The sequence below is a fragment of the Streptomyces beijiangensis genome (genome assembly GCF_017315755.1).
Lineage (GTDB): Bacteria > Actinomycetota > Actinomycetes > Streptomycetales > Streptomycetaceae > Streptomyces > Streptomyces beijiangensis.
Window position 1 is genome coordinate 1 of the sequence record NZ_JAFLRJ010000087.1, and the last position, 9,974, is coordinate 9,974.

9 protein-coding genes are annotated in these 9,974 nt (G+C 67.8%); 8 read left to right on the top strand and 1 reads right to left on the bottom strand.

Going from position 1 to position 9,974, the window contains the following annotated elements:
- The first annotated feature begins 31 nt into the window (after positions 1-31).
- Both J0695_RS09875 and arsB read left to right on the top strand, forming a co-directional pair.
- Positions 32-343 carry an ArsR/SmtB family transcription factor gene (locus tag J0695_RS09875; protein ID WP_206961523.1) on the top strand — a complete coding sequence of 104 codons (312 nt, stop codon included), beginning with the start codon at positions 32-34 and terminating at the stop codon, positions 341-343.
- The gene (gene arsB / locus J0695_RS09880) at positions 343-1,434 is read left to right on the top strand and encodes an ACR3 family arsenite efflux transporter (protein ID WP_206961524.1); all 1,092 of its coding nucleotides are present in this window, start codon (positions 343-345) and stop codon (positions 1,432-1,434) included. Before J0695_RS09875 ends, arsB begins: the two co-directional genes overlap by 1 nt.
- A 78-nt stretch (positions 1,435-1,512) precedes the next feature.
- Here the strand turns inward: arsB and J0695_RS09885 are convergent, their stop codons facing one another.
- Positions 1,513-1,887 carry an ArsR/SmtB family transcription factor gene (locus tag J0695_RS09885; protein WP_206961525.1) on the bottom strand — a complete coding sequence of 125 codons (375 nt, stop codon included), beginning with the start codon at positions 1,885-1,887 and terminating at the stop codon, positions 1,513-1,515.
- Between the two features lie 102 nt (positions 1,888-1,989).
- Here J0695_RS09885 and J0695_RS09890 point away from each other — a divergent pair, with 102 nt between their 5' ends.
- The 6 genes from J0695_RS09890 to J0695_RS09915 all read left to right on the top strand — a co-directional run bounded on the left by J0695_RS09890 (position 1,990) and on the right by J0695_RS09915 (position 9,807).
- Complete coding sequence (locus tag J0695_RS09890) at positions 1,990-3,378, top strand: NAD(P)-binding domain-containing protein (protein WP_242552446.1); 1,389 nt, start codon at positions 1,990-1,992, stop codon at positions 3,376-3,378.
- Between the two features lie 382 nt (positions 3,379-3,760).
- Positions 3,761-6,184, top strand: coding sequence for a glycoside hydrolase domain-containing protein (locus J0695_RS09895; RefSeq protein WP_206961527.1), 2,424 nt, complete (start codon positions 3,761-3,763; stop codon positions 6,182-6,184).
- Between the two features lie 18 nt (positions 6,185-6,202).
- Positions 6,203-6,652: a hypothetical protein gene (locus J0695_RS09900; protein ID WP_206961528.1), complete on the top strand. Its 450-nt coding sequence runs from the start codon at positions 6,203-6,205 to the stop codon at positions 6,650-6,652.
- On the top strand, positions 6,649-7,311 hold the full coding sequence (locus J0695_RS09905; protein ID WP_206961529.1) for a hypothetical protein: 663 nt from the start codon (positions 6,649-6,651) through the stop codon (positions 7,309-7,311). The genes J0695_RS09900 and J0695_RS09905 overlap by 4 nt, the downstream gene beginning before the upstream one ends.
- A gap of 395 nt (positions 7,312-7,706) precedes the next feature.
- Positions 7,707-9,236: an MFS transporter gene (locus J0695_RS09910; RefSeq protein WP_206961530.1), complete on the top strand. Its 1,530-nt coding sequence runs from the start codon at positions 7,707-7,709 to the stop codon at positions 9,234-9,236.
- Positions 9,237-9,423: 187 nt separating this feature from the next.
- Entirely contained in the window at positions 9,424-9,807 is a 384-nt protein-coding gene (locus J0695_RS09915) for a hypothetical protein (protein ID WP_206961531.1), read from the top strand.
- Positions 9,808-9,974: the final 167 nt, after the last annotated feature.

Sequence of the window (9,974 nt, forward strand, 5' to 3'; positions counted from 1 at the left end):
TCAGTCTTGGATGATGTGACAGTATCAGCCCATGATGACGTCAGTCGACACTGAACTGATGCGGGTGCTGGCCGACCCGCTCAGGCTCCAGATCGTGACCCTGCTCGCCCACGAGACGCTGTGCACCACGCACTTGGTCGAGGAGACCGGAGCCAAGCAGACCAATCTCTCGAACCACATGAAGGTGCTGCGCGAGGCGGGCGTGGTGGACACCGAGCCGTGCGGCCGGTTCATCTACTACAAGCTGAAGCCCGAGGTCCTCGACGCCCTGGCCGCGGCCTTCGCCGAACTTGCCGGCACTGCCAGGGAGACCGTGGAGACCGGCCGGAAGCGGGCCTGCTGATGACGTCCACCGAACCCGCCACCACCGGCAGGACCAGCGGCGAGCAGGCAGGGGTGGTCGCGAAGCTCTCCACCCTGGACCGTTTCCTCGCCGCGTGGATCCTGCTCGCCATGGCGCTCGGCCTCGGCCTCGGACGCCTGATCCCCGGCCTGAACGACGCGCTCGCCAAGGTCGAGATCGGCGGGATCTCCCTGCCGATCGCGGTCGGCCTGCTGGTCATGATGTATCCGGTGCTGGCCAAGGTCCGCTACGACAAGCTCGACGCCGTCACCGGCGACCGCAGGCTCATGGTGTCCTCGTTGGTCATCAACTGGCTGATCGGCCCGGCCGTGATGTTCGCGCTGGCGTGGATCTTCCTGGCGGATCTGCCGGAGTACCGCACCGGGTTGATCATCGTCGGGCTCGCCCGCTGCATCGCGATGGTCATCATCTGGAACGACCTCGCCTGCGGTGACCGCGAGGCCGCGGCCGTGCTGGTCGCGCTCAACTCGGTGTTCCAGGTCCTGGCGTTCGGCCTGCTCGGCTGGCTCTACCTGGACCTGCTGCCCGGCTGGCTCGGCCTGGGTGACGGCGAGCACCTGGACATCTCCATGGGGAAGATCGCCCTGAACGTCGTCATCTTCCTCGGCGTCCCGCTGCTGGCCGGATTCCTCACCCGCCGCATCGGAGAGCGGAAGCTGGGACGTGAGCGCTACGAGTCCGACTTCCTGCCGAAGATCGGTCCTTGGGCGCTGTACGGGCTGCTGTTCACGATCGTCATCCTGTTTGCCCTGCAGGGCAAGACGATCACCTCGCAGCCTTTGGATGTCGTACGGATCGCGCTGCCGCTGCTGGTGTACTTCGCGGTGATGTGGTTCGGGACGTTCTTCCTCGGCAAGGCGATCGGGCTCGCCTACGACCGGACCGCGACGCTCGCCTTCACGGCGGCGGGCAACAACTTCGAGCTGGCCATCGCGGTCGCCATCGCCACCTTCGGCGTCACCAGCGGCCAGGCCCTGTCCGGCGTGGTCGGCCCGCTCATCGAAGTGCCGGTCCTGGTCGCGCTCGTGTACGTGTCGCTGGCCTGGCGGCGGAAGTTCCTCGTCTCCTGATCTGTGCCGGGGACGCACAAGCGGCCGGGGCCCCCGTCGGGGGTGCCCCGGCCGCTTGCACGCACGGATCGGCTCGGATCAGCGGGCCGCGGTGGTGAGCAGCTGGCCCATCGCGGCCAGGACGCTCGGCTCGACGCGGTAGTAGACCCAGGTGCCGCGCCGCTCGGAGGACAGCAGGCCGGCGTCCTTGAGCTTCTTCAGGTGGTGGGAGACGGTCGGCTGGGAGACGCCGACGTCGGAGATGTCGCACACGCACGCCTCGCCGCCCTCGTGCGAGGCGACCAGCGAGAACAGCCGCAGCCGCACCGGATCGCCGAGCGCCTTGAACATCTTCGCGGTCCGCTCCGCCTCCTCGGCGCTCAGGGGCCGCTCGTTCAGCGGCGGGCAGCACGGTGCCACCGCCTCGTCCGGCTGGTTCAGGACCGGCAGCTCCACCACGCTCAAGTTCGACATCTGTCAATATTGACATCCATCGATACCGCCTGGCAAGCTTCCTCATATCGACAGACGTCGAAGCAAGAGTTCGATGTCCTCCTGACTGCCCTGGAGCACGTGATGAGCGAGAGCACCACAGGCCTGCCGACCGTGGTCATCGGCGCCGGTCCCATCGGCCTGGCCGCCGCCGCCCACCTCATCGAGCGCGGCATCGAACCGCTCGTCCTGGAAGCCGGGCCCACGGCTGCTTCCGCGGTGCGCGACTGGTCGCACGTCCGGCTCTTCTCCACCTGGGCCGAAGTCGTCGACCCGGCCGCCGAGAAGCTGCTCGCCCCCACCGGCTGGACCCGCCCCGACCCGGACACCTACCCCTCCGGCGGCGACTGGGCGGACAACTACCTGCAGCCCCTCGCCGAGATTCTCGGCGACAAGGTGCGTACGGGCACGCGGGTCACCGGCGTCTCCCGCTCCGGGCGCGACCGCATCGTCGACGCCGACCGCGCGACCCAGCCCTTCGTCGTCCACGTCACCCACGCCGACGGCCGCGAGGAGCGGATCTTCGCCCGCGCCGTCATCGACGCATCCGGCACCTGGGCCACCCCGTCCCCGGCGGGCGGCAGCGGCCTGCCCGCCCTCGGCGAACGCGCCGCCGCCGACCGCATCACCTACCGCGTCCCCGACCTCGACGACCCCGCCGTACGCGCCCGTTACGCGGGAAGGCGCACCGCCGTCATCGGCTCCGGCGCCTCCGCCTTCACCGCCCTGGCCCACCTGGCCGACCTCGCCAAGACCGAGGACGGCGCGGGCACCAGGGGACTGTGGATCCTGCGGCGCGGCATCAGCGGCTCCACCTTCGGCGGCGGCGAGGCCGACCAGCTGCCCGCCCGCGGCGCCCTCGGCCTGGCCGCGAAGGCGGCCGTCGACGACGGACACGCAGATGCGGTCACCGGTTTCCGCACCGACGCCATCGAGCGGGACACCGACGGCCGCCTGGCCCTGGTCGCCGAGGACGGCCGCCGCCTCGACGCGGTCGACGAGGTCATCGTGCTCACCGGCTTCCGCCCCGACCTGACCTTCCTCGACGAACTCCGCCTCGGCCTCGACGAGCGCCTGCAGGCCCCCGCTGAACTGGCCCCGCTCATCGACCCCAACCAGCACTCCTGCGGCACCGTCTACCCCCACGGCCACCGCGAACTGTCCCACCCCGAACAGGACGTCTACCTCGTCGGCATGAAGTCCTACGGCCGCGCCCCCACCTTCCTCGCCATGACCGGCTACGAGCAGGTCCGCTCGGTCGTCGCCGCCCTCGCCGGAGACACCGACTCCGCCGACCGCGTCGAACTCACCCTCCCCGAGACCGGGGTCTGCGGCGGCGCCGGCCTCTTCGACACCCCCGACACCCCCGACACCGACCAGGAAGCAGTGGGCGGCTGCTGCACCCCGGCACCCGCCCTGATCCAGCTCGGCGCTCCCGCCACCGCCCGGACCACTGCCTCCGGAGGCTGCTGACCCGCACCGCGGAGCGCACGTCTCTGACCGGGCTCCTGCGGGGGCGGTGCGTACATCCCGCCCCTCGGTGACCGGGTCGGTACCGGCACCGGTTTTTTCTCAACACCTTTACTTGCAGGCACAGTTGGTGAAGGTAATGTGATCAAGGTCGCGCTTGGTCCGGAGGTCTCCCCATGCGCTGGGACGGCACCGGCAGGCGTGGGATTGCCGGCCCGTGTGTGCGGTCGGGGGCCCGTACGACCGGATCAGCGCTACCCGCGGTGTGCGTGCGGTCCCGTTTGCCCGGGGTGACGGTCGGCGGGTGGATGCACGCGTCGCGGAGGACGGCACCGCAACCGGGCCGTCCGATCGCCCCTGGTGAGCCGCGCGAGAGGAATCAGTCATGGCAGACGAACAAGTTCTCAGGGCCCAGAAGTGGGTGAACTCCCATTACAGCAGCGTATCCGGCTACGTGTCCTGTCCGGAGAACGGCCAGACCGGCTGGGGAACCATGAATTCCCTGACCATGGCGCTCCAGCATGAACTGGGTATCAGCCCGGTCGTCGCGTCATTCGGGCCCACCACCTATGCGAAGGTTGCCGCCCTCGGCGACATCGGCTTCGAGTGGGACACGAATCGGAACATCGTCGCGATTCTCGAGTTCGGTCTGTGGTGCAAGGGCTACTGGGCCGTCGAGCCCGAAAGCGAGGGCTGGTTCACCGGAGTCACCCGTGACGCCGTCGAGAAATTTCGCAGCAATATGGGAATCGGCGGCGAAGGCGTCATCAACGCCAAAGTCGCCAAGGCCATTCTCAATATGGACGCCTATGTCGTCGTGGCCGGAGGCACCGACGGGATCCGCGAGATCCAGCAGTGGCTCAACGGCCGCTACTGGCTCAAGGACGCGTACAGCCTCGGTCCCTGCGACGGCATCTACTCACGTGATGTCCAGAAGTCGCTGATGGTCGCTCTCCAGTACGAGCTGGGTATCTCCGCGCCGACCGGCACCTTCGGACCCGCCACCCAGGCCGGTCTGCAGTCCCACACGCTCGCCCAGGGCGACTCCGGGGTCTTCGTCCAGCTCTTCTCCGCAGCCTGCCTCTTCAACTCCCCGACCTACGACAGCGACGGCAACGACGTCCTCACCACGTGGCGGTCCTCCTTCGACTCCGGCCTCGCCGACTGGGTCCGTCCCTTCCAGAAGTTCAACAAGCTGACCGAGAACGGGGCCGGCGACTACCAGACGTGGGCCCAGCTCCTCGTCTCCATGGGTGACCCCGAGCGTGCTGTGACCGGGTCGGACACGCGGTACGAGATCACCAGCTCCCGTGCCCAGTGGCTGTACGCCAACAATTACCGGTTCGTCGGGCGCTACATCTACGACCCTCCCGGCTCCACCCTCGACAAGGAGATCAAGCCCGGCGAGCTGGACGTCATCTTCAGCAACGGTCTCAAGGTCTTCCCGATCTATCAGGACAACGCCCGCGCACTCGGAGATTTCACCTACACCAACGGCTACCAGCACGGCCTGAACGCGCACAATTGCGCCTCCGGCTATGGATTCAACCGGGGCACGACCATCTACTTCGCCGTCGATTACGACGCGACCGGTGAGGAGATCGCGAGCGCTGTCGTGCCGTACTTCCAGGGTGTGCAGGCCGCTCTCGCCGCCCAGGGAAAGAAGTACACACACGGCGTATACGGTTCCCGGAATGTCTGCAGTACCGTCAGCGACAAGACGTTCGCCCGGTTCTCCTTCGTCTCCGGGATGTCCTGGGGGTTCTCCGGCAACCTCGGATTCCCCATTCCAAGGAACTGGACCTTCAACCAGATCAAGGAATTCAAGGTCACCAACGGAGCCGATTCATTCGACCTCGACAACGATGTCTCCTCCGGGCTCGACCGCGGCGTCTCCTCGGTGAACGACGCCGGAGGACCCGCGGACGATTTCATCGGCTACATCCAGAACCTGTACGACCTGGCAGGCGCGTACGGCGCCAGTGGCCAGAAGCGCAGCCAGCTCGTCATGGAGTACATCCGCCACTCGTCGTACGGCGACAAGGGCACGGCCAACAAGCTCGGCTGGTGGTACCTCATCGGCTCGTACGACTCGGGGTTCGTCGACTACTGCGAGTCGAAGGGGATGAGCATCAAGGCGCTCTTCACGGATCCCTTCACCGGCTACAAACTCGGTTCCGAGCACATGATGGCCACGGCCAACGCCCATGTGCTGACGGATCAGCCGGGCAACAAGATGGCTGCCAACGGAGGCGACGTCGGTGGCTGGGCCGGCGATGTGATGACGTTCTGGGCCGACTGGCGCAACTCCGAGGAGCAGTACGCCGACCCTCTGCAGTTCGCCCACGACAAGCTCGCCGTCCCCGGCGTCAATTCGTCATTCGGCTTCAACGACCTCATCGAGGACGCCGACGGGTACCTCCTCGCCCGGGCCGTGCGCGGCGGGAAGACCATCGTCGACGCCGTGAAGGACCATTACAACGGCGGTGGTGGCCTGAGGCGCTTCAACGACTACTTCACCAACAGGTGGGGCAACGCCACCGATTGCAAGACATCCGTCCACAACGCCCTGACCTCAGTGGACGCGACTCTCTCCGCCGCCCAGCTCTACCTCATCACCGGTTCGGGAGCGGCGCTGCCGGCGGCCTACCAGAACCTTCCGGGCGGCGGTGACAAGCTCAGCAATTTCGAGCAGGGATTCGTCGACGCAGTGCTGGCCCGCATGGGCACGGAGACGAGCAACCAGGCCACGTACCAGGCGAACCACGCGAAGTATCTGAAGGCGGCCCGTGCGCGCGCCACTCGGTGACACGGATAGAACAAGGACATGAAGCAAGCCGGAGCCGTTGCCGCCGCAGTGATCCTCGTCGTCTGGCTGCTGTGGAACCTGTGGAACGTCTACCGCATCACCGTCGGTCTGCGGGACGGATCATGGCGGCGCCCGATGTGGTGGACACGCCTGTGCTCCGTCGCGCTCCTCGTCGGCCTCGCATCCTGGATCCGAGGTGTGTTCAGCACGGGTCTCGACCTGCGGAAGACCTGTCAGTTCGTCCATCACCAGCGCTACGACGCGGCGTACTGGGAATCCCATACCGCGGAGTTCCGGAAGCTCTTCCCGCTGCACAACAAGTGCAACGCGCACTTCGACCTGGTTCCCGGCTGGGTCGATCCAGCCGTCGTGGTGTGTGCCGTCGTCTCCCTGGTCGCTGTCGCCGTCCTTCTCGGGTTCGGCACCGCGCGCCTCATCAGTTTGTCCAGAAAGGGAAATCAGTCATGAACCTGACCGGTCTGTCACGGCGCCAGTTCATCGGTGCCACATCCGGCATCGCCGCTGCCGCAGCACTGGCCAACCTCGGCGGCGCCGGCACGGCATCCGCCGACACCTCCATATGGGAGAGACCGACCTCGAAGAACGGCTGGTCCGTCCTGGACGAGGCCACCGGCTTCACCATCGAGGGCAGCGGCCGGGAGGTCGCGCTCGCCGAAGGGGACGCTGCCACGGTCCTCCTGTACGTGGCCCGTCGATTCCACTACGAGATCGACTCCCTGCGGGCCGGGGACGTCCACGGCTGGACGAACAACCGCAGGGTGACCGAGGCATACGAGTCCAACTACCTGTCCGGCAGCGCCATAGCGATCCGGCCCGCGTCGTACCCGGTCGGCGCGCAGGGCAACCTGTATCCGAACGAGCTGATCGTGATCCGGGACATTGTCGCCGAGCTCGACGGCGCCGTCGTCTGGGGCGGCGACTTCACGACGCCGAAGGAATCGCACTTCGAGATCGCGCTCAAGCCCGGCCATCCTCGTCTGAAGGGTGTCGCGCGCAAGATCGGCGGCTGGAACAGCGGCCCCGGCAACGACGGTGCGGGCGCGACCGACGCCTTCGACCCGAAGCGCCGAAAGGCGTCACGCGCGTTCGAGCAGCGTGCTTCGTAGGAGCCCGTAACCCCTCAGACCTGCTGCGCAGCGCCCCGACCGGTCTCATCCGGGCGGGGCGCTCCTGCGTGTCAGGGCTCGTGCGTGAGCGGAGTATTTGCATTTCTCCGGGAAGTGTGGTCTCGGAGAGCAGAGCAATTTCCTGTTGCTCACAGTTTTTCCGGGAATGCAAGAGCAATCAGGAAAGCTCTCGAAATTGGGTGTTCACAACCCGAATGGGAATGTCAAGCGCGATAAAGACCAGGTCAGCGGGTGTTAGTGTTCATAGTCGTCCCGGACCCAGGCCGTGCGCGCCGTCGTTGCGCTGCTTTCGGATTGAATGCCGCAAAGTAATTGCGACTCCTTCTCGTTCTCCGCTCCGGACAAATTCATCCAGTCCATTTGGGAGCTCTTTCATGTCTGCTGACAGCGTGGCTGTCACTGCCCCGGCACCTTCTGATTCCTCCGGTGTTTCCCCCAGAGGCCGGCATCTCGGTCTCGCCCTGTTCGTGATCGCCGCGGCCCAGCTGATGGTGGTTCTCGACGGCACGATCACGAACATCGCCCTGCCGAGCATCCAGACCGCCCTGGACGTCTCCGACGCGAATCTGGCGTGGATCGTCAACTCGTACGCGCTGGCCTTCGGAGGGCTGCTGCTGCTCGGCGGCCGGGCCGGCGACCTGTTCGGGCGCCGGCGGATGTTCCAGGTGGGCATCGCCGTCTTCACGCTGGCCTCGCTGCTGGGCGGGCTCGCCCCGGACGAGGGGCTGCTGATCGGCGCGCGCATCCTGCAGGGCGTCGGCGCGGCCATCGCGGCGCCCAGCGCGCTGTCGCTGATCGCTACGACGTTCCCCGAGGGCAAGGCGCGCAACAAGGCGATGGGCGTGTACGCGGCCATGGCCGGCATCGGCGCCACCGTAGGCCTGCTGCTCGGCGGCGTACTGACCGACGCCCTGGACTGGCGGTGGGTGTTCTTCGTGAACATCCCCATTGGCCTGGCCGTCCTCGCGGGGACGAAGTCGCTCGTCGAGGCCGAACGCCACCCCGGTCGCCTCGACATCCCCGGCACCGTCACCGGCACCGGCGGTCTGATCGCCCTCGTCTACGGCATCACGCGCGGCGGTGAACACGGCTGGACCGACGGGCTCACGCTGGGCTGCTTCGCCGCTGCCGTCGTCCTGCTGGCCGTGTTCCTGACCGTACAGAGCCGCGCCGCGGACCCGATGCTGCCGCTGCGGCTCTTCAAGGACCGCAACCGGTCCGGCAGTTACGCCACCATGCTGTTCATCGGCGCCGGGATGATGGCCACGTTCTACTTCCTGACGCTCTACATGCAGCTGATCCTGGGCTACAGCGCGGTGAGGACGGGCTTCGCCAACCTCCCCTTCAGTCTGGGCATGGGCATCGCGGCGACCGTCAGCTCGAAGCTGGTCACGCACTACGCCCCGCGCGTGATCGCGGGGCCCGGTCTGCTGGTCGCCGCCGGGGGCATGTTCTGGTTCGCGACGCTCACGCCCGACTCGTCGTACACGGGGCATCTGATGCCGGCGATGTTCGTCACCGCGCTCGGCCTCGGCATGAGCTTCGTCCCGATGACGCTGGGTGCGGTCAGTGCCGTACGGCACCAGGAGACCGGTATCGCCTCCGCGCTGCTGAACACCGCCCAGCAGATCGGCGGGGCGCTCGGTCTGGCCGTACTGACGAGCATCTCCACCTCGGCGGCCAACAACCGTCTGCCCGAGGCGTCCGCGTCCCTGTACCGGGGCCTGGCCACTCACGACGGCGGCCTGGTGGAGAAGGCGGCCGACGCGCTGACCCATGGCTACACCATGGCGTTCGTCGGCGCGGGCGTGGTGTTCCTGGCCGGCCTCGTCGTCACCGCATGCGCCGTCAACGCGGGGAGGCAGCAGGTCACCGATGGCGCGCCCGCCGTCCACTTGGGCTGAGGCCCGGGGTCAGGCCGCCGTCGGGCGCGGGCCGTAGAGCGCGGCCGGGGCGCCGGTGCGTGTAGCAGGCGCCTTCGCTCTCCTCGGGGGCTGATTGGTAAAGGCTCCTCCCCGCGTGCCGTAGGGTTGTGTTTACCGACGCGGGGNNATCATGTGCCGGGCCTTCGTCGTTGACGGGAGGAATGCGGTGTTCGGTATACGGGTGGGGCTCTCGGTACTGCTGTTGCTGGAGGTCGTGCCGTCGGCCGTCGTCGCCGTCACACGTGCCCGGGTGGGCCTCGAACGCCTCGACCAGCTGACACGGACCGGTGTGCTGGAGGGGCGGCGGCTGTGGCTCGTCTCGCTGCTCGGCGTGGTGCACACGCTCGCCACCGTGGGGATCGTCGCCGGGCTCTGGGTGCCGGCGGCCGGTGTCGCCGGGGCCGGGGCCGAAGTGGTGGTTTTCGGATGGGTGCTCTCGCGCCAGCTCGCCGCGGGGGACCGGGGGCGGGCGCTGGGGGCGTACACCCTGTTCCTGGCGATGGCGGTCGCCGTACTGGCGGTGGACGCCGTCGCGCTCGGCACCCGGTAGACCCCGGCGGGGTCCCCCGGATGGCGGAGGCCGAATAGCCGGACGGCGCGGCTGCCGACAGCCTGGGTGGGGCGCGGTACCGTCCGCAGCCGTGTACGGACCGGGCAGGGGCAGGAGATCCACGGTGGGGCAGCGGCGAGGAGAGAGCGTTGCGGTACCCCGCTTCC